The following is a 19,406-nucleotide window of genomic DNA, read 5'->3' as shown; positions in this document are numbered from 1 at the left end:
CCGGGCGTCCTCGACCTCGTGGCCCAGGTGTCACGCAGTGAGAGCCGGCGCAAGCTCGGCCTCGAGCGCCGCCCGCGGTTTGGCGCCCACGATGGTGCGCACGACCTCGCCGCCGGCCAGTAGCTTCATCGTCGGAACCGCGAGCACTCCGAACTCCGCGGCGAGCGCGGGGCTGTCGTCGGCGTTGACCTTGACGATGGTGAAGGCGCCGCTGTCGGCCTCCATGCGCTCCAGGAGCGGTCCGAGCACCCGGCACGGCCCGCACCAGGTCACCCAGAAGTACACGAGAACGGGCTTCGGTGCCGACTCGACGACGGCGCGAAACGTGGTCTCATCCGCGATGATCATGCCTGGATCCCTTCTGAAGCCCTCGGCTTCTGCATGCTTGGTTCGTCGTGGCCCTGTTCTCGTGCTGTGCCGAGGAGGGCGCATCCGGGGTCGTGCCTGGCCTCCGCTGCCTCGAGGAGCGCGGCGAGGGCGGCGCGTCGACGCTCGAGTTCGCCGATGCGCTCGGTGAGCTCCTGGATCGCGGCGCGATATGCGGGGCGGGTTGCCACGCAGTCGTCTGCGTTCTCGCTTCCGGCAGCGAGACAGTCCAGGAACGGCCTGGTCTGTTCGAGACGGATGCCGGCGTGCGACAACGCGTGCGCCTCGGCCACCATCCGTGGCGCGTCCTCCGCGTAGTCTCGGTAGCCGTTGGAGAGCCTCGCCGAAGACACCAGGCCGAGAGACTCGTAATGCCGCACCGTCTTGACGCTGACATCGGCTCGTCGGGCGACCTCGCCGATCTTCATCCGTCTCTCCTCGCTTCGCGTCGATCTGTGCGCCGGTGCAGGATCGCGACCGACGCGGTTCACGCTAGACGTTGACCCCGGGGTCAGGGTCAAGCCGCGTGCCCGAGTCGCGCAAAGGCGAACTGCCCAAAGGATGGTCAGCGGGTGCGGAAGAAGTCGTTCGCGCGTCCGGTCCAGAGCAGGATCACGATGATCAGCGAGATCAGTGCTCCCACGGCAGACCAGGCGAACCGTGCGGGGTCCGCCCAGGCTGTCAGGGCGTCCGAGGCGATCGCCAGCAGCTGCAGCACGGTGACGACGATGCGGGCACCCCTCGAGCCGCGCAGGAGGCCACCGGCGATGAGCACCACCACGACGCCGAACAGGATCGTCAGGATGGCCGACGTGACGAGCGCCGGCTCGCCGCCGGAAGCATCCCGCACCTCGGCGTCGTCTTTCAGGATGAGCAGGAGGACCCCGGCGACGATGGCGAACGCGCCTTCGATCCAGGCGAGCACGGCGATGAGAGTCACCCCTGCGGGGCGGCGGGCGAGGCTGCTCATCTCTTCTCCTGCACTCGGCGTCGAGATCACCGTATCGAGATCGACGCGCCTGAGGCGCGCGGCGCGCTGCCGCGAAGGCCGCGATGAGGACGCGGTACCTGACCGGCGCCGTCTGTCGAGTTCGGCTGTTATCGCAGCTCGGGAATACTCCGTCGAGCCCGACGTTGAACTTGACAAGACCCGACTCAAGTTCGGGTGCACAACGGAAGACAACCCGGACAAACAGGAGAATCAGTGCCTGAGAACTTCACCCCCGGCGACGCCGAGATGGGCGGCGAGGGCGGCTCGTTCGACGAGTTCCTCTCGCGGTACCTCGCCGGCGAGCGCGCGCGTGCGTCGCGCTCGATCGACATCACCCGATTCCTCAGCCGTCGCACTCAGGAAGTGCTGCAGCGGGCAGGACGCTACGCACTCGAGCACGGTCACAACGAGCTCGACGCGCTGCACCTGCTGCGCGTGATGGCCGCAGAGGACCCCGCAGCGGAGGCGATGCGACGTATCGGCGTCGACGCCGAACGCGTGGCCCGAGCGGCCGAGCAGCGGCTCCCGCAGACCGGCGAGGCGACGACCGATGCGCCCGCGCTGACGCAGTCGGCGCAACGCGCGCTGTTCCACGCCTACCAGGTGGCCCGGGCATCGGGCTCCACGTACATCGATCCCGAGCACCTGTTCTACGCGCTCGTCATCGCCCAGGACTCTCCCGCCGGAGCGGTTCTGGCGTCGGCGGGAGTCACGCCCGAGGCGCTCGCCGGGGCGATTCGCGAGGCAGCGACGGTGGGTGCAGGAGCCGCAGGATCTCCGGATGCCGAGGACCAGGCGTCCGAGACCCCCATGCTCGACCGCTTCGGAACCGACCTCACGCAGCTCGCGCGCGACGGCGAGCTCGACCCGGTGATCGGCCGCACCGACGAGATCGAGCAGACCGTGGAGATCCTCTCCCGGCGCACGAAGAACAACCCGGTCCTCGTGGGCGAGGCGGGCGTGGGCAAGACGGCGATCGTCGAGGGGCTGGCGCAGGCCATCGTCGACGGCGGTGTGCCCGAGCAGCTGCACGGCAAACGCGTGGTCTCGCTCGACCTTCCCGGCATGCTCGCCGGCACCCGATACCGCGGTGACTTCGAGGAGCGCCTCACCACTCTGATGGACGAGATCTCCGCCCACAAGGGCGAGCTGATCGTGTTCATCGACGAGGTGCACACCGTGATGGGCGCCGGCGCAGGCGGCGACGGCGGGATGGATGCCGGCAACATCCTCAAGCCGCGCCTGGCCAAGGGCGAGTTGCACCTGGTCGGGGCGACGACGCTCAAGGAGTACCGCCAGGTCGAGAAGGATCCGGCGCTGGAGCGCCGTTTCCAGCCGGTCATGGTGGCGGAGCCGTCCGAGGAGGACGCGGTCGCCATCCTGTTCGGGCTGCGGGGCGCATACGAGGAGCACCACGGCGTGCACTACACCGACGATGCGATTCGCTCGGCGGTCGAGCTCTCCGCCCGGTACGTCTCCGACCGGTTCCTGCCGGACAAGGCGATCGATCTGATCGACCAGGCCGGTGCTCGACTCCGGTTGAAGCTCGGCAAGCAGGTGGATGCCTCCGACCTGTTGCAGAAGCTGGCCGACCTGGAGGCGGAGAAGAACGCCGCGGTGTCGGCGGAACGCTACGAGGATGCGTCGCGGCTGCGCGACGAGATCGAGAGCGTGCAGACGAAGCTCGCACAGGCATCCGCTGCCGGCGCCACCTCGAAGGCCGACGCCGTCATCGACGAGGCGCAGATCGCCTCCGTCGTCTCCCGCGCCACGGGCATCCCGGTCGCACGCATCGGTGAGGCGGACCGCGAGCGGCTGGCGAAGCTCGAGGGAGAACTGCACGAACGCGTGATCGGCCAGGACGACGCTGTGACGGCGGTCGCCAGGGCCGTGCGCCGCAATCGTACCGGCATGGGTGACGAACGCCGTCCGGTCGGCAGCTTCCTGTTCCTCGGCCCGACCGGTGTCGGCAAGACGGAGCTGGCGAAGGCCCTCGCCTCGTCTCTGTTCGGCTCGGAACGTTCGATGATCCGGTTCGACATGAGCGAGTTCGGAGAACGGCACACGGCCGCGCGTCTCATCGGCGCCCCTCCCGGATACGTCGGTTACGACGAGGCCGGTCAGCTGACCGAGCGTGTGCGCCGCAACCCGTACTCGGTGCTGCTGTTCGACGAAATCGAGAAGGCGCACCCCGACATCTTCAACCTGCTGCTGCAGGTGCTGGACGACGGGCGCCTGACCGACGGCCAGGGCCGCACGGTCGACTTCCGCAACACCGTGGTCATCATGACCTCGAACATCGGAAGCGAGTTTCTGGCATCCAAGAGCGGAGCGCTCGGCTTCGTGGCACCGGGCGCCGACGGCTTCGGCGACGAGAAGGCGCTGCGGGACAGGGTGATGGGCAAGCTGCGTGAGAACATGCGGCCCGAGTTCATCAACCGCATCGACGAGATCGTGCTGTTCCGCAAGCTCGACCGTGTGCAGCTTCGCGACATCGTGCGGCTGCTGCTGCGAGCCACCGAGGCGCGGCTGGTCGAGCGTGAGATCGCGCTGACGGTGACGGATGCCGCCGTCGAGTGGATCGCGGATCACGGCTACGAGCCGGAGTTCGGCGCGCGGCCGCTGCGGAGGGTCATCCAGCGCGAGGTCGACGACCGTGTCGCGGACCTGCTGGTCGACGGCTCGGTGGCCGACGGCGACAGCGTGCGCGTGGACGCCGTCGGAGACGACCTGCTCGTCACGGCGGACCACCGGATGCCGGTGGCCGCGTAACGACGCCAGCGGCCCATCGCGGTGGGCCGCTTGTGGCGGCGGGATGCCCAGCGACTCGGCTGCGCGTCCCGCCGCCTCGTCAGAGCGTCACGCGTTCTCGAGCTCGGCGATGACGATCTTCTTCTGCTGCATCATCGCCCGGATCTGCTCGGGGCGTCGCAGGAGGCCACCCAGCTCGGCCGGGATGATCTGCCAGCTGACGCCGAACCGGTCCTTGCACCAGCCGCACTGCTCGGACTCGGGCACGTGCGAGAGCTTCGACCAGTAACTGTCGATCTCCGCCTGATCGGCGCACGCGACGACGAAGGACACCGCCTCGGTGAAGGGGAACAGCGGGCCCCCGTCGAGACAGACGAAGTCCACGCCGTTCAGGGTGAAGCGACCGTTCAGCACCTTGCCGTGCATGCCGGCGAAGTGCGGATCGAGCGCCTCGTCGGGATACTCCTCGATCGAGACGATCCGTGAGTTCGGGAACACCGTGACGTAATACTCCATCGCCTCCCGCGCCGTGTCGTCGAACCAGAGGCACGGCTGGATGCCTGCGACCTCAGGCATGCTGCGTCGTCCCCTCGGCCAGGACTGCGTCGATCTGGCCCATGGCGAGACGCATGCCCTCTTCCATTCCCATCTGCATCATCTGCTCCAGTTGTTCGATGCTGACGAACCGGTTGACGGTGGTCATGCGCGTTCCCTCCCGGTCATCGGCGAGCGAGACCGGCTGGAGCGTCACCTCGACGCGCGCGGGCGCGTCGTCGGTCGGCTTCCCGTCGTCGTCGGAGAAACCCTCGTCGAACTCGAGACGGTGAGGCGGGTCGACGGCGACGACCGTCCACCATCCATGCGCCTTGTCGCCATTCGGACCGGTCATGTAATAGGCGCTCGTCCTGCCGGCACTGAGGTCGTGCACGTCGAACGTGGCCGGCCAGGACGGTGGGCCCCACCAGCGTTCCAACTGGCGGGGGTCCTCCCAGACCTTCCAGACGCGGGTCGGCGGCGCATCGAACTCGGCGACGAAGGTGAGAGTGAGTGCTTCGGGATCCTGGGTACTGCCGATGACTGTCATGATCGGTTCCTTCCGATAGGTGTCGTCAGGTGCTGCGCGCGGTTCCGCGGACGGAGTCGTCCGCGGCGAGAATGGCCTCGATACCCGCGGCGCGCTCGCGCCAGAGCGACTCGTAGCGGCTCAGCAACTCTCGCGCGCGTCGCACGCGTGCGGGTACAGCTCGCACGAGCCGCTCCCTTCCCCGCCGTTCCTTGCTCACGAGTCCGGCGTCCGCGAGCACTGTCACGTGCTTCTGCACGGCGGCGAAGCTCATGTCGTAGCCGCGCGACAGCGCGGTGATGGACTGGTCTGCACGCATTGTGCGGGACAGGATGTCGCGACGTGTGGCATCCGCGAGCGCATGAAAGAGACGATCGACGTCGTCGTCGGTCAAGGCATCCGCCATTGCGTCATATACAACCATTTGGTTGAATATTAGGACTGGCAGACAAGGGCGTCAACCCGTGCGGCGCATCATGCGCGGACACGCCGAGGGCCCGCGCCGCAGCCGGCAGTCGAGAAACCGCGGCTCAGACGGTGACGGCGAGGCAGGCGACCAGCCCGACGACGGTGACCACGATGAACGCACACACGACCACGACCGTGCCTTTGGCCTGGCGACGACGATCATCCCGGCGATCGGTTCCCCACAACTGGGCCTTCAGGCGCACACGGTGCGCCTCGGCGACGATCTCCTCGGTGCCGGGAAGCGACATGTCGAGGGTGCCCCGCTCGAACTGCTGCACGATGAGTCTCGCCTCGTCGGCCGTCATCGGCGCCTTGGCGGTGAAACGCCAGCGCGGGCGCGCGCTGACCCCGCCGCTCTTGGCGTCGTCTGCGGCCATCGTGCACCTCCGATCGTGAGCCGTCTTCTCCAGGGTACGAGCTTCGCCTGGACGACCGGTCTGTACAGTCCCGGGTTCGCACTCCGTGTCCCGAATACCGGCCGCACGACGTGCCGCCGACACTATTTCAGGGAGTCTCGGGTCACATCCATATATCTGCCGCCTGACCGGATATGGCCTGATTTACGGACGGCTGTCCCGATCGCCTCGGCCACACAGCAGCCTGGGGCCACTACCGGCTAGCGGGCCGCGCGGCGCGAAGCGCCGCTGCTCCACCGGCCGCACGGCGCGAAGCACTACTGCTCAGCCGGCCGCGCGGCGCGAAGTGCCGCTGCTCAGCCGGCCGCGCGGCGCGAAGCGCCGCTGCTCAGCCGGCAGAGTGCCCCGCGATCCAGTAGTTCTGTGCGTGCTGGCGGTGCCGTCCGAGGTCGAGCTGGCCGCGGGCGTGCTCGCGCACCGCCTTCACGAGCTTGCGTTCACCGGCAGCCCAAAGGTAGGCGCGCCCCGGGTCGAACCCGTCGAGCGGAACGGACGCCTGCAGCGCGTTCACGAGGCCGGCCCCGCTGGGATCGTCGTCACTCCAGGCCAGCGTGGTGCGGGCATCCTGCGGAATGCCGAGGGCGTCACGGTCGTCGTGCGAGTCCTGGATGACGACGTACTTCGACGCGGTAGACGGTGCGGCCCGCAGCAGGGTGACGATGGCGGGCAGCGCCGTGGCGTCGCCGGCGAGAACGAGCGTCTGCAACTCGGGATCGAGCGCGAGCTTCTGCGGCGTGTGCGCGATCTCGGCTGTCGTGCCGACCTCGGCGTTCTTGGCCCAGGATGCCGCGGGCCCGGTCGGCTCGTGCAGCACGAAGTCGAGGCTGAACTCGCCGGCGCCCGGGTCGGGGTCGGGGTCGACGACCGTGTACCCGCGCTGCACCACCTTGTCCTTCTCGAGCGCCGGCACCCAGAGGCGGATCCAGATCGTGGGATGAACGGCGAGCTCGTCGAGGAACCCCGGGGCCGACAGACGGATGCGCCGGTACCACGGTGCGAGGTCGGCGACGTCGACCACCTCGACCGGGTGGTTCTTCACACCCATGGCCTTCAGCACACCTCGCTGCCAGTTCGCGGGCATGTCGTTCCTCGGCTCTCTCGCGATCGGTGCGTGGCCCGCAGATCGCGCGCCGCACCTCGTTGGGGTTGGCGCGGGTGCATCCGCGTGACCGTCGACGGCCCGCCCCGGGCTCACAATGTCGATGACGCGGATGCCCCCGCGCGCTCGACATTATCGCCTTCAATTAGGTTAGGCAATCCTTATTAAGAAGCGTGGAGCCCTTGTTGCGAAGAGGGAGCGAAACGCTCGTCGTCCGCTTCTTGCGCGTCGACCTAGGCGACCTCGTCGGCTTATTCGTCCACCCAGAACCCGCGTCCGCCATACCAGCCGCCGAAGTCGTCGCGGAGTCCGCCGAAGGCGCCGCCTTCCGCATCCCGGTGCTGCGCGGAACCGGGGCCGGGCGTCCTCCCGTCCATCGGCGACCCGACCCGGCGTCCACTCGAGCGGGCGGCGCGCGAACCCAGATAGCTGTCGACGACGGCCACCCCGAGGTCGTCGAGTTCGGGCGCGACGACCCGGCCGTCGACACGGCGGGCCAGGGAATCGACGAAGCGCGCCAGACCCGGGTCCGAGCCGAGACGAAAGATCGTGGTCTGCGCGCCGAGCCGCTGCGAGACATCCCATTCGTCGACGGTGCGGGCGATGGTGACGGGATGCGGCGGGTAGGCGAAACGCACGGACCCGTCGGATTCCAGATGCGAGGTCGGCTCCCCGTCCGTGACGACCAGAAGTACAGGCTGTGCGTCGGGGTTCTTGCGGAAGAAGCGGTTCGCGAGCAACAAGGCGTGGTGCAGATTGGTTCCCTTGTCCCACATCGCATCGAGGCCGGTGAGCTCCTCGATCTCCATCACCTGCGCGTGCCTGCTGAATCCGATGAGTTGCAGCCGGTCGCCCCGGAAGCGCGTGCGGATCAGCGTGTGCAGTGCCAGCGCGGTGCGCTTCATCGGGAGCCACCGGCCGTCCATCGCCATCGAGAACGACGTGTCCACAAGCAGGGCGACCGCCGCCTGCGTACGATCTTCGGTCTCGATCACCTCGATGTCGTCGAGCTCGATGCGGCGAGCGCCCGGTGCCGTCTGCTGTGCTCCCGCCCGTGTTGCGGCGCGCCGCAGCACGCCGTTGAGCATCGTGCGCGGAATGTCCCACGGCTCGGTGCTGCCGAACTCCCACGCCCTGGTGCCACCGGATGCCTCACCCGCGGCACCCGCCAGCCGCACCTCGCGCTCGCCCCGGCGTCGAGACATGCGCGTGGCGATGTCGCGCAGCAGACTCTGCCCGAGCCGTCGCATCGCCTTCGGCGTGAGCTGCAGGTCGCCCCGCGAGTCCCGCCGGAACGTGTCGCCCTGTCGGAGCGCCCGCTCGAGGTCGCGCAGGGTGCGAGCGTCGACGGCGGCATCGTCGCCGAGCTGGCGGGTGAGGGCGTCCAGATCGATGTCGTCGAGACGCGCGCCGTCGTACGCCTGGGAGAGCTGCTCGGCGAGGTCGTCCAGGTCTGCGATGTCGGAGAGCACCTGCGCGCCCTCCGCCATGCCGAGCGGCTCGTCGCCGCCGAAGCGTTCGGAACCGCTCCAGTCCTCACCGGGGCGCAACGCCTTCAGGTTCTCGTCGAGGTCTGCGAGCTGCGCGGCGAGCTGGGGCGATCCGAACGCTTGAGCGGAGAGTTCCATGAGCTCCTCTCGCTGCTCGTCCGTCATGGAGTTGAGCATGCGCTGTGCCGCCGCCGACCGGGCGGCGAGCGCATCGATGAGCTCGTCGATGTTCTGCGGGTTCTCCGGGAAGAATTGCCCGTGCTGCGCCATGAACCGCTCGAAGTCCTCCGGACCGTCCTCGCCGAGCCGATGCTTGTCGAGCAGCTGGTTGAGGTCGGCGAGCATCTCGTTCACCGCGCGGCGATCCTCGTCGGTGACGTTCTGCAGCGTCTGCTTCATGCCGGCGAATCGCTGGCCGAGCATCTCCTGCCCGAGCAGGTCCTTGATCTTCTGATAGTCGGCGCGCGCCTTCGACGATCGCCAGTCGTAGTCGTCCAGCTCGCTCACGGCAGCGGAGGTCGACGAGGGCAGATTATCGAGGCGCAGCTGGGCGAACGACCGGTCCATGTCATCCATGTCGACGTCGCGCGCGAGCTGTTTGCGCTCCTCGAGCACGGCGTTCTCCAGGAGCTTCTGGATGTCGTTCAGCGTGCCGCCGAGGTTGTGTCGCCTCAGCAGGTCGCGCCGTCGCTCCGCCACACGACGCGCGAGATCGTCGAGGCCGGACTGGTCGCGTCCGCCGCGGCGCAGGAACTCGTTCAGCGCGTGTTCGGGCGAGTAGCCGGCCATGACATCCTCGCCGATCGCGTCCAGCGCTTCGACGAGATCGACCGGCGGCGCCAGGGGATCTCCGCCGTCGTAGCGCTGGAACCTGCTGACCGCCCCGCCACGCGGCCGCGGCGCGGAGCGGTCAGCCATAGACGGTCTCATCCCCGTCGGTGTCTTTGCCCACCTTGCGCGCCAGGTACAGGCCCTCGAGTGCGAGCTCGAGGGCGGCCGCGCGCTCGCCGTCACTGCGGGCATCCAGTCGCTCCACGATCTCGTCGTACAGCGGTGACTCCCCGAGCATCGGCAGCCCGGCCAGGAACTCCGCGGCCGTGACCCGTTCTCCGGTGGCCACCATGGCGCCGTCGTCGATGGCATTCACGAGCGGCCCGAAGTCGATGCCGCCCAGGTGCGCCCGCACCGCGTCGGCCGTGGCGGTGCGCAGCAGATGCGTGAGCACCTCCGATTCGCGCCCCTGCTCCCCTGTCTCGAACTCGATCTTGCCGCCCAACACGTCGACGGCCGTGGTCAGGTCGACCGTGCGCGCGACAGCCTCCCTCTCGCCGCGCGAGGTCGCCCGATGCAGCGCGGACGCGGCGATGGTTTCGGCCCCCGCGATCGCGAATCGCGCGCTCACGCCGCTGCGCTGATCGACGGAACTCGATTCGCGCAGATTGCGGGTGAACCGCGCGAGGATCTCGATGAGGTGGTCGGGGACATCCGCCACCAGCTCGGCCTCCTGCCGGATGACGGCGATCTCCGCGTCGAGCTGCCGCGGATAATGCGTGCGGATCTCGGCGCCGAACCGGTCCTTGAGCGGCGTGATGATTCTGCCGCGGTTCGTGTAGTCCTCGGGGTTCGCGCTGGCGACGACGAGCACGTCGAGCGGCAGCCGCAGCACGTAGCCGCGGATCTGGATGTCGCGCTCCTCCATCACGTTGAGCATCGACACCTGGATGCGCTCGGCCAGGTCGGGTAGTTCGTTGATCGCCACGATGCCGCGGTGGCTGCGCGGGATGAGACCGAAGTGGATGGTCTCGGGGTCGCCGAGCGAACGGCCTTCGGCCACCTTCATCGGATCGACGTCGCCGATCAGGTCGGCGACGGACGTGTCGGGGGTCGCGAGCTTCTCGACGTACCGCTCGCTGCGGTGACGCCAGGCCACGGGAAGTTCATCGCCGAGCTCGGCGGCTCGTCGGATCGAGGCATGCGTGATCGCCTGGTACGGATGCTCGCCGAGCTCGGACCCCTCGATCACCGGCGTCCACTCGTCGAGCAGGCCGCCGATCGTGCGCAGCACACGCGTCTTGCCCTGCCCGCGCTCGCCGAGGAGCACGATGTCGTGGCCGGCGATCAGCGCCCGTTCCAGCTGCGGGATGACCGTGCGTTCGAATCCGTGCACTCCGGGCCACGGGTCCTCCCCCGCGCGCAGCATCGCCAGCAGGTTGTCGCGCACCTCGGTGCGCAGCGGCTTGTAGACATGCCCGGATGTCTTCAGCTGCCCGAGCGTGCTGATGCCGGGGGCCGTCGCCCCGGCTCCGAGGCCGCGACCCGGTGCGCCGTTGCCCGTGGGGATCGACTGCTCTGCGGGAGTCATGCTTCACGATACGCACGGTGACCCCGTCAGCGGGAGGAGGTGGGCGGACGTTCATTCGCTCAGCATCCTGATCGAAGTCTTCAGACGACGTGGACGGCCGTTTCTGCTTTCTAGACTTGGGGCAGCCGCCGTCGAGCCGTGCTGTGCGCATCCCGCGCGTTCGTCACGTCACGTTGCGCTCGGGCGAGATCCATCGAGAGTTCACCCGGGAATGCGTTCACATCCACCTGCCGACGGCATGCCGACGCACCGCGGGCTCATCGTGCTGCTCGGCGTCATGTCGGCGCTGGGCCCGATGACGATGGACATGTATCTGCCGGCGCTGCCGCAGATCGCCCACGAGTTCAGCACGAGCGAAGCGGCGGTGCAGGTCACCCTGACGGGTTCTCTGCTCGGCATGGCGCTCGGCCAACTCGTGTTCGGCCCTCTCTCCGACGTGCTCGGGCGCCGCTGGCCGCTCATCATCGGACTGCTCGCGCACGTGGTGTTCTCCGTGCTGTCGGCGATGTCTCCCGACATCGCCTCACTCGTCGTCTTCCGTGCGCTGCAGGGTGCCGGCTCCGCGGCGGCACCGGCGATCGCGGTCGCGATCGTGCGCGACGTGTCGGCGGGCAAGAGCGCGTCGGTGCGCTATTCGACGATCATGCTGATCTCCACCGGAGCACCGATCGTCGCTCCCCTGATCGGCTCGGCGCTGCTCCTGTACACCGACTGGCACGGCATCTTCCTGGTGCAGGCCGTCATGGCGGCCGCGCTCGTGATCGCCGCCTTCATCGCCCTCCCCGAGACGCAGGGCGCACGGCGCGGTCTGCGCCAGATCCGCTTCTTCTCCGGGCTCCGCGTGCTGGGCGGGAGCCGGATGTTCCTGGGCGCCACGCTCTCGCAGGCCGCGATGATGGCGGCGAGCTTCTGTTACATCTCCGGGCTGAGCTTCGTCGCGCAGGACTGGTACGGCGTCTCGGAGCAGGCCTACGGTCTCATCCTGGCCGGCGGTGCCGTGGTCATGCTCGCGATGAACCGCGTCAGCCCGCGCCTGTTGCGCAGCAACACGCCGCATCGAGTGGCGATCATCGGCCTCATCGGCGCACTGATCGTCGCCGGACTGATGATGATCGCCGCCCCCACGCTCGGATTGGTCGGAGTCACGATCACCTCATGGCTGTGCATCGGGTTCCAGCAGCTCGTCACCCCGAACAACCAGGCGATGGCACTGCACGAGCACGCCGAACTGGCGGGGATCGCCTCCGCCGTGATCGGTGCGACCACCATGGTCGCCGCCGCCGTCTCCGCTCCTCTGCTGGGCCTCTTGGGCACCGACAACGGCTTCAACATGGGACTGGCGATGTTCGTGTTCTACTGCCTCTCGTTGCTGGCATCGGCCACCGTGATCGGGCGGCGCGGCGAGCACATGTAGGTCGAGCTCGCTCGCCGCGCGCAGATCACGATGCCGGGCTGCCCCGTGTGCCGACGCGGTCACCCGATCGTGATCGGGCTTCCCGTCGTGAACGCGTTGTCGGCCACGAGGAGCGTGGTCGGCTTCGTGCCCGTCGGCACATCGAAGAGCACCGGTCCCTGCACCGCGTTGCCGGGATTGATCGCGGCGACCCACGTGCTCGCGTCGCCGGAGGCGTAGAGAGTGGCCGTGTCATCGGCGTTGTACGTCTTGCCCGCGGCGTCCTTCAGCTTCACGTCGTCGGCGAGGAACGTCTGCGAGCTGTTGCCCGTGTTGGCGACCTTGAGGTCGACCTGGAAGTAGCTGCCCTGCGCGGTCTTGCCGAGAGGTGCGGTGCCGACCGTGGTGCCGGCATCCTTCACGTCGAGAACGGTGAACTCGAACGAGCCAGCCTTCACCGGCGTGTTCATGCCGGGAGCGCTCGGCGACGAGCTCGTCGATGCGGACTTCTCGGCTGCCGCGGGCGCCGAGCTGCTGCCGGCGCTACAGCCGGTGAGCGTCACGGCGAGTGCGCCGGCGGCGATCGCGGCGACGACGGAGCTGCGAACGAGGCGTGCGGTGGTGAACATGAGGTCCTCCTGACGGAATGGATGTGATGGGGCCGGCGTGGTGCGCCATCCCCAGATCACCAGTCGCCGGGCTCGGTCGACCACGTCGATCCGGTCACGATCCGGCGACCGGAAGGAGGGGACGGCGTGGCTGCACTCCGCACGAACGTCTCGGCCCGCCCGACCTCATGCCGGTGGGATGCCGTCGGCGGCTCGTCCTACGATCGGGACGTGTCCGCCGCATCCCCTTCATCGCCGAGCGGGCGGGCCATGCCCGCACCGCCTGGAGTCGGCGGGCGGCCCGCGAGCCCCGGGCGTGTGCGCTCACGCGCCCGTCGGGCTTGGGCCCTGATCGGATCCCTCGCGCTGGTGCTGCTCTGCGCACTGCTGGCGATGTCTGCAGGCGGCGTCTACGGCACCGAGACCTCCACGTTCCCTGCGCCGCTTCAGGCGTACTCGATGGCCGGCGCGTTCCTCGTCATCGGCGCCTCGGTGCTGCTGGTCTGGCGCCACCGCCACCCGGTCGTCGTGTCGTGCATCGCCACAGCGGCCGTGCTCGTCGTTCCGACGACGGCGCTTCCGGCGCTCGTCGCGTTGGCCGCGGTGACCGCGGCACGCACCGGCTGGAGACGCTGGGGACTGATCGCCGCGACGTACGCCGCGACGATCGTCGCGTTCTGCTGGGACCTCGCCGGTCCGCAGTCCTATCTCGGTTCGTTCTTGGGACAGGCGACGCCGGGAACGGCAGCTCCGGCTTCGCTGTATGCTCTCACGCCGGTGGCGGCCGCCATCTGCGTCGCCCCCTTCGCCGCGTTCGGCATCGCACGCCACCTCAGGCGCGAGCGGGATACGGCACGCGACGAATCCGCCGCGGCCAACCGCGTCGTCTCCGTGCTGCACCGCGAGGTCGAGCGCGAACGCGAACGCCAGACCCTCGCCCGCGAATTGCATGACACACTGGCGGCCGACCTCAGCCAGACCGCGCTGCACGCCGGTGCGCTCGAGCTCATGGTGGGTGAGGCGACCAACCCGAAGGCGGTGTCAGCGGCACGCACGGTGCGCGAATCCACGCAGAATTCGCTCGACCACCTGCGCCAACTGGTCACGATGCTGCGCGACCCCGATCGCCGGCTGGAGGAGGCGAGCGCGCTCTCCGACTTGCCCGCGCTGATCGACGACGCGGTGCGCAGCGGCACGGATGTTCGCGCGCAGCTCTTCGTCGACGACCCCGCGTCCTGCGATCGCGCGGTCGCGCACGCCTGCTACCGGCTTGTACAGGAGGCGATCTCGAACGCGCGTCGACACGCGGCGGGATCGGTCGTGACCTTGGATGTGCGCGGCGGCCCGGCCACGGGCCTCACCGTTCGCGCGGCCAACTGGTTGACGCCCGCGGCCGCGCCGACCAGCAGGGGAGGCGGAAACGGGCTCCGTGGCATGCGCGAGCGCACCGAGCTCGTCGGCGGCACCTTCCAGGCGGGCCCCACGGCCGAGGGGACGTTCGCCGTCGTGGCGTGGCTGCCCTGGTCCGTGGCCGCCTGAGGCAGACACGACCGGCCGGCGCCGTCGGAGGCCGACCCTAGACTGACGCGGTGACCGACAGCATCCGTGTGCTCATCGTCGACGACGACGCGATGGCCGCCTCCGGCGTGACCACCATTCTCGAGACGACCGACGACATCGAGGTGGTGTGCCGGTGCGATGACGGCGACCGTGTCGCCGCGGCACTGCCGGCCTCGCGCCCCGACATCGTGCTGAGCGACGTGCGAATGCCGCGCATGGACGGCGTGACGCTGGTGCAGTCGCTGCGAGACAAGCAGGACCGCCCGCGGTTCATCATGATGACGGCCTTCGACGACGACGGTCGGGTTCTCGACGCCATCGCCGCCGGAGCGGACGGCTTCTTGCTCAAAGACGACGATCCGCTGCGCATCATCGCGGCGGTTCGCAGCGTCGCGGCAGGCGGCTCCGCCTACTCGCCCCGCGCCGCCCGCCAGCTCACCGAGTGGGTGCGACGCGCGCCCGCCTCGGAGGCCCGGCGCGACGCCCGCGCGAAGCTCGATTTGCTCACCGACCGGGAGCGCGAGTTCGCGATCGAGGTCATGAACGGCTTGACGGATGCCGAGCTCGCGACCCGCTTCTTCGTCGCCCCGACCACGGTGAAGTCCACGCTCGCGAGCATCCGCGCCAAGTGGGGAGTGCGGGGCCGGGTGGACATCGCCGTGGTCGCTGCCCGTGCGGATGCCTAGGACGGCATGCGGTACGGCGCACCTCTAGCGACAAGCGCTCGCGGTCGCAACGGGTCGTGCATTCCGTCCGCAGTCGCTGGGATAGGACCATGGAGCAAGGGGACGCTGAGCGCCCCGGTGCCGAGCAGTGGCTTCCGGAGCGGCACACGCTGAGCGCGTTGCGCTCCGCCGCAGCCGATTGTCGCGGATGCGAGCTGTGGCGCGACGCGCGGCACATCGTGTTCTCGCAGGGAAAGGCCTCTGCGGCGATGATGCTGGTCGGCGAGCAGCCGGGCGATCGCGAGGACCCCGAGGGCGAGCCGTTCGTCGGCCCGGCGGGTGAACTGCTGAATCGCGCGCTCGTCGAGGCGCACATCGATCGCGGGCGTGTCTACCTGACGAATGCGGTGAAGCACTTCCGCCACCACGCGTCGGGAAAACGACGCATCCACGACAAGCCCGCCGTCGTGCACATCGAGGCCTGCCATCCCTGGCTCGAGGCGGAGCTGCAGGTTGTGGATCCCGCCGTGGTCGTCTGCCTCGGCGCCACCGCCGCGCGCGCGGTGCTCGGCCGACCGCTGTCGATCGGACGCTCGCGCGGCCAGAGATTCGACGGGCCGCCCACGAGCCCGGATGCGGAGGTCTTCGTGACGACGCACCCGTCCGCCGTGCTCCGCCTTCGCGGAAAGGACGGGTTCGAGGAGGCGTTCGACAGCTTCGTTCAAGATCTGCAGGTCGCCGCGCAAGCGAGCGCGGGAGCGAGCGCCGCGCACGAGTCCCGCTCCGGGTGAGGCGGCGTCAGGCGCATTGCGTTCCGACCAGGACTCCTGAGGCGAGCACGTGACCGGCCACGTGCGGAAGCAGGGCGTCGAGATCGGCGAAAGCATGAGCATCCAACTCGATGTCGAGTGCGTACAGGTGGAACCCGTAGTGGTGCACGCCGTGCCCCGGGAACGGCCGCGGGCCCTGATAGCCCAGCCAGCCGCGGAACGCCGGTACGTAGTGCACGGCGAGGTTGCCCGGAGTCATGGCGCCTTCGGCGAGCTCGCCCGAGTCGGACTCTCCGGGCTCGAGCAGGGCGATGGTGTGGATGAGCGGACGTGCGAACGGCACGTCGACGTCTTCGATGATGAGCAGAAGACTGCGCGCGCCCGCAGGAATGCCGCGCCACGAGAGTGCGGGCGATGTGTTCCGCCCACGCGGTATGCCGCTGTACGTCTTCGGGATCGGCGCCCCCTCCGCGAACGAGGACGAGGAGAGCTCGAGCGAACCTTCGGCGCTCAGCTCCGCGGCGAAGGCGACACTGCGCGCCGGGTCGGAGCGTTTTGCGCGGAGCATCCAGCCGAGCGGGGTGACGAGCAGTTCGGCCAACGACACGGTGTCCTCCCGACCCGCGGCATCGGGAGCGCGCGGGTCGTGGCGAGAATACCGGGAGTACGCCGCCCGAGCCGAACCCGTCGGCGAGAACGCCGCCAAGGCGGTGGCCACCGAGCGGTGGCCACCGCCTTGGCGGCGGGTACGAGCAGCAGCGCGACGGCACTGCTAAGACGGCCGCATCACAGGTCTTCCGGCGCGAGGTCGCCCTCCCCTTCATCTCCCAGGGCCGACTCGTACGGGTCTTCGCCCTGCGTCTCGGGCTGCGCTTCCTCCTCGACGCCGTGCCCCGCTGCCTCGACATCCTCCTGTTCCTCGGCCTCGACATCCTCCTCGGGCAGTGGGTCGGGCTCGCCGATCTCGTCGACGCTCCGCGCTTCCTCGTCCTGCGCGGGGATGGCGCCCTCCGCCCAGCTCGGCTCGATGTGGATGCCCTCGTCTTGGTTCGACATCGGTCTGCTCCGTTCGCGTCGGTGTTCGCGTCGCTGTCGACGCTCCGCGTTCACGGTAAGCCGACGCGGTCGAGATCCCGACGGGTTGACAGGCGAGGGTACCGCCGGCGAGGTTCGGTCATTCCGCGAGGAACGCATCGACCAGAGCGTGCACCCGCTCGGGCTGCTCCAACTGCGGCAGGTGTCCCGCCTCTCGAATGAGCTCGAATCGGCCGGCCGGGAACGCCTCGGCCACCGCACGCCCATAGGCGGGAGTGACGATGCGATCGGCTTCGCCCCAGGCCACCAGCACCGGAATCGTCACCGACGCGACGTTGGCGAGCAGGGCGGGGTTGATCATGTACGGATCGCCCGCCACGGTCTTCATCGTCGCCAGGTTGGATGCCATCGCCGCCGTGCGCTCCGCCGGCAGGGTCGCCGGATCGACGTAGAACCGCTCCGAGTCGTACCACGAGTACTCCGCGACACCGCGGGCATCGAGCGCGAAGAAGTCTCGGATGTGCTGACCGGGGACCTCGAATCCGACGGTGTCGAGCAGCACCGCCTTCGCAATGCGGCCGACGTCGCGGTCGCGCACGGCGAGCTCCCCTGCGATCCATCCGCCGATCGACGAGCCGACGATCACCACATCATCCAGGCGCTCCTGTTCCAACCACTCGAAGAAGAGGTCGGAGATGTCCTCGACGCGCACGACGGACTGAGGACGTTCTGCGCCATCCCATCCCGGCAAGGTCGGAACATGCACGCGCGCCCTGGAAGCCAGGTGCTCCGCCAGCGGCGCCACAGTCGCGGCCCCTCCCCCACCGTGGATGACGACGACGGGACGCCCCGCACCCTTCTGCTCGACGTGCAGTCGCGCCTCTCCGACCGTGATCGTGTCCATTGCATCCACCTGACTAAATGTCTTTACTTGGTGCGGATCACTGTAACCCAATATATTTAGTCGAGCAAGGAGGATGACGCGCAATGGACGAGCTCCAGGAGCTGGGCCGACTCATCAAACGCGCGCAATGGCAGCATCATCGGCTGCTCGACTCACGGCTGCGCTCGGCGGCCGGGATCACCATCGTGCAGTGGGATGCTCTCCGCGCCATCGAGCGGGAGCCCGGCGCGAGCGCCCGGCGGCTCGCCGCCGAGACGTTCCAGAGCGAGCAGTCGTTCGGCGTGATGGCGTCCGGCATGGAACGCCGAGGCCTGATCGTGCGCACGCGCGGCCAAGGGCGCGCGCACGAACACCGCGTCACCGACGAAGGCCGGCGGATGCTCGAGCTCGGCTCGGCGTTCGCGACGGAGGTGCTTCAGAACAGCGTGGGTCGCCTCGACGCCCGGCAGCGCAGCGCATTGCGGGAGCTGCTCGAGACGGTGCTCGACGATGAGCGTCCGGATTAGCACTGGCATCCATCGCACGCGACGACCCGGTCAGGCTCGTTTCAGGCGTCTCATGTAATACGCGACGACGAGAGCCGCCCACGTGGTCAGGATGTATGGCCAGGTGTAGGTCACGACCCCGACCCGGTGCATGAACAGCGTGACGATCGCCGTCACCGCGATCCAGGGCAGCGAATAGAGCCACGACGCGATGGAACTCTTCAGGAAGGTGACCGCCAGCGCGATCGCGGTCAGCACTCCCGAGTAGTTGGCGAGACCGTTGGCGATCTCCGACCACGGCTCTCCGAGAACGATCGCGACCAGCGAGCCGAACAGGCTGCCCAGCACGGCGGCGGCTCCGACCCGCCAGCTCGCGATGAATAGCCCGAGAAGGATCAGCGCGCCGCACACCGGGTTGTCGATCAAGACCACCTGCGAGATGTTCGTCAGCAGAGAGAGGAAAAAGGATGCCACCGGCTCGGAAGGCAGCTTCGTCGGCGCGCTCGGCACTGCCAGCCGCAGCGTCGACACGGCGATGATCGTCGAGACGATCACGAACGGTGCCGTCGTGTACGGAAGCTCGAAATTCTTCAGCACAGTCCTCGTGAACGCTGCATTCACGACCCAGGTGACGGGACCGGTCGCGAAACCACCCACGATCGACAGGGCGTACACCCACCACCCGTTCCCGCCCAGCGCGGCGAACGTCGCAGCGCCGACGAGAGCCCCGCAGAACGACTGCATTCCGGTCGAGACGTTCTCCAACGTGAACCGCATGGTCAGGCCACCGGCGATCCCGCCGAGTGCACCGAGCACGGCCAGCACACCCATCCGCCAGTCCGCAACGAAGAACGCCGCCAGCACCAGAACTCCGGTGAATAGGTTCTGCTGGAAGTAGACCTGCGAAGGGCCCCGAAGCACCCCCTGCCCCCAGTGCACGATGGCGGTCGTGGTGCTGAGACTCGTCGTGCTCATCGTCG

General features: G+C 68.8%; 21 protein-coding genes. 6 read left to right on the top strand and 15 right to left on the bottom strand.

The window, feature by feature from the left end; translation table 11 throughout:
- Positions 1-30: 30 nt before the first annotated feature.
- The 3 genes from H623_RS0101585 to H623_RS0101575 all read right to left on the bottom strand — a co-directional run bounded on the left by H623_RS0101585 (position 31) and on the right by H623_RS0101575 (position 1,336).
- On the bottom strand, positions 31-348 hold the full coding sequence (locus tag H623_RS0101585) for a thioredoxin family protein (RefSeq protein WP_022899190.1): 318 nt from the start codon (positions 346-348) through the stop codon (positions 31-33).
- Entirely contained in the window at positions 345-794 is a 450-nt protein-coding gene (locus tag H623_RS17225) for a MerR family DNA-binding transcriptional regulator (RefSeq protein ID WP_022899189.1), read from the bottom strand. Before H623_RS17225 ends, H623_RS0101585 begins: the two co-directional genes overlap by 4 nt.
- A 137-nt stretch (positions 795-931) precedes the next feature.
- Positions 932-1,336, bottom strand: a complete 405-nt coding sequence (locus tag H623_RS0101575) for a DUF7144 family membrane protein (RefSeq protein WP_026939789.1) — start codon at positions 1,334-1,336, stop codon at positions 932-934.
- A 234-nt stretch (positions 1,337-1,570) separates the two neighbouring features.
- Here H623_RS0101575 and H623_RS0101570 point away from each other — a divergent pair, with 234 nt between their 5' ends.
- Positions 1,571-4,129 (top strand): ATP-dependent Clp protease ATP-binding subunit, encoded by a 2,559-nt coding sequence (locus tag H623_RS0101570; RefSeq protein ID WP_022899187.1) that lies wholly within the window; start codon positions 1,571-1,573, stop codon positions 4,127-4,129.
- An 87-nt stretch (positions 4,130-4,216) separates the two neighbouring features.
- On the opposite strand, the gene H623_RS0101565 is transcribed toward H623_RS0101570, so the two are convergent.
- From H623_RS0101565 to H623_RS0101535, 7 genes are all read right to left on the bottom strand, one after another.
- On the bottom strand, positions 4,217-4,684 hold the full coding sequence (locus tag H623_RS0101565) for a VOC family protein (RefSeq protein ID WP_022899186.1): 468 nt from the start codon (positions 4,682-4,684) through the stop codon (positions 4,217-4,219).
- Positions 4,677-5,192 (bottom strand): SRPBCC family protein, encoded by a 516-nt coding sequence (locus tag H623_RS0101560; RefSeq protein ID WP_022899185.1) that lies wholly within the window; start codon positions 5,190-5,192, stop codon positions 4,677-4,679. The genes H623_RS0101565 and H623_RS0101560 overlap by 8 nt, the downstream gene beginning before the upstream one ends.
- Before the next feature lie 25 nt (positions 5,193-5,217).
- The gene (locus H623_RS0101555) at positions 5,218-5,595 is read right to left on the bottom strand and encodes an ArsR/SmtB family transcription factor (RefSeq protein WP_022899184.1); all 378 of its coding nucleotides are present in this window, start codon (positions 5,593-5,595) and stop codon (positions 5,218-5,220) included.
- Positions 5,596-5,701: 106 nt separating this feature from the next.
- Positions 5,702-6,016 carry a hypothetical protein gene (locus H623_RS0101550; RefSeq protein ID WP_022899183.1) on the bottom strand — a complete coding sequence of 105 codons (315 nt, stop codon included), beginning with the start codon at positions 6,014-6,016 and terminating at the stop codon, positions 5,702-5,704.
- 367 nt (positions 6,017-6,383) lie between these two features.
- Positions 6,384-7,136 carry a siderophore-interacting protein gene (locus H623_RS17220; RefSeq protein ID WP_022899182.1) on the bottom strand — a complete coding sequence of 251 codons (753 nt, stop codon included), beginning with the start codon at positions 7,134-7,136 and terminating at the stop codon, positions 6,384-6,386.
- Positions 7,137-7,405: 269 nt separating this feature from the next.
- On the bottom strand, positions 7,406-9,562 hold the full coding sequence (locus H623_RS17215) for a vWA domain-containing protein (RefSeq protein ID WP_022899181.1): 2,157 nt from the start codon (positions 9,560-9,562) through the stop codon (positions 7,406-7,408).
- Positions 9,555-11,006: a magnesium chelatase ATPase subunit I gene (locus H623_RS0101535; RefSeq protein ID WP_022899180.1), complete on the bottom strand. Its 1,452-nt coding sequence runs from the start codon at positions 11,004-11,006 to the stop codon at positions 9,555-9,557. The genes H623_RS17215 and H623_RS0101535 overlap by 8 nt, the downstream gene beginning before the upstream one ends.
- Positions 11,007-11,217: 211 nt before the next feature.
- On the opposite strand from H623_RS0101535, the gene H623_RS17210 reads away from it, so the two are divergent.
- Complete coding sequence (locus H623_RS17210) at positions 11,218-12,420, top strand: multidrug effflux MFS transporter (protein WP_022899179.1); 1,203 nt, start codon at positions 11,218-11,220, stop codon at positions 12,418-12,420.
- A 59-nt stretch (positions 12,421-12,479) separates the two neighbouring features.
- Here H623_RS17210 and H623_RS17205 read toward each other — a convergent pair whose 3' ends face one another.
- Positions 12,480-13,028, bottom strand: a complete 549-nt coding sequence (locus H623_RS17205) for a DUF4352 domain-containing protein (protein WP_022899178.1) — start codon at positions 13,026-13,028, stop codon at positions 12,480-12,482.
- Between the two features lie 210 nt (positions 13,029-13,238).
- Here H623_RS17205 and H623_RS17200 point away from each other — a divergent pair, with 210 nt between their 5' ends.
- From H623_RS17200 to H623_RS0101510, 3 genes are read left to right on the top strand one after another with little or no spacing between them, the layout of a single operon-like run.
- On the top strand, positions 13,239-14,546 hold the full coding sequence (locus tag H623_RS17200; RefSeq protein WP_157560857.1) for a sensor histidine kinase: 1,308 nt from the start codon (positions 13,239-13,241) through the stop codon (positions 14,544-14,546).
- A gap of 50 nt (positions 14,547-14,596) precedes the next feature.
- Positions 14,597-15,253: a response regulator transcription factor gene (locus H623_RS0101515; protein ID WP_022899176.1), complete on the top strand. Its 657-nt coding sequence runs from the start codon at positions 14,597-14,599 to the stop codon at positions 15,251-15,253.
- Positions 15,196-16,023 carry a UdgX family uracil-DNA binding protein gene (locus tag H623_RS0101510; RefSeq protein ID WP_342664572.1) on the top strand — a complete coding sequence of 276 codons (828 nt, stop codon included), beginning with the start codon at positions 15,196-15,198 and terminating at the stop codon, positions 16,021-16,023. The genes H623_RS0101515 and H623_RS0101510 overlap by 58 nt, the downstream gene beginning before the upstream one ends.
- Positions 16,024-16,030: 7 nt before the next feature.
- On the opposite strand, the gene H623_RS17195 is transcribed toward H623_RS0101510, so the two are convergent.
- The 3 genes from H623_RS17195 to H623_RS0101495 form a co-directional block, all read right to left on the bottom strand.
- Positions 16,031-16,720 carry a YbhB/YbcL family Raf kinase inhibitor-like protein gene (locus tag H623_RS17195; RefSeq protein ID WP_022899174.1) on the bottom strand — a complete coding sequence of 230 codons (690 nt, stop codon included), beginning with the start codon at positions 16,718-16,720 and terminating at the stop codon, positions 16,031-16,033.
- 68 nt (positions 16,721-16,788) lie between these two features.
- Positions 16,789-17,058: a hypothetical protein gene (locus H623_RS0101500; protein WP_022899173.1), complete on the bottom strand. Its 270-nt coding sequence runs from the start codon at positions 17,056-17,058 to the stop codon at positions 16,789-16,791.
- A gap of 118 nt (positions 17,059-17,176) precedes the next feature.
- Complete coding sequence (locus H623_RS0101495; RefSeq protein ID WP_022899172.1) at positions 17,177-17,941, bottom strand: alpha/beta fold hydrolase; 765 nt, start codon at positions 17,939-17,941, stop codon at positions 17,177-17,179.
- Positions 17,942-18,024: 83 nt separating this feature from the next.
- On the opposite strand from H623_RS0101495, the gene H623_RS0101490 reads away from it, so the two are divergent.
- The gene (locus H623_RS0101490; RefSeq protein ID WP_022899171.1) at positions 18,025-18,447 is read left to right on the top strand and encodes a MarR family winged helix-turn-helix transcriptional regulator; all 423 of its coding nucleotides are present in this window, start codon (positions 18,025-18,027) and stop codon (positions 18,445-18,447) included.
- A 30-nt stretch (positions 18,448-18,477) separates the two neighbouring features.
- On the opposite strand, the gene H623_RS17190 is transcribed toward H623_RS0101490, so the two are convergent.
- Complete coding sequence (locus H623_RS17190; RefSeq protein WP_022899170.1) at positions 18,478-19,401, bottom strand: urea transporter; 924 nt, start codon at positions 19,399-19,401, stop codon at positions 18,478-18,480.
- Between the last annotated feature and the right edge of the window lie 5 nt (positions 19,402-19,406).

Origin of the sequence: Humibacter albus DSM 18994 (assembly GCF_000421825.1) — a bacterium.
GTDB classification, from domain to species: Bacteria; Actinomycetota; Actinomycetes; order Actinomycetales; family Microbacteriaceae; genus Humibacter; species Humibacter albus.
The sequence above is the reverse complement of the archived record's forward strand: the minus strand, read 5'-3'. Positions and strand labels throughout refer to the sequence as shown.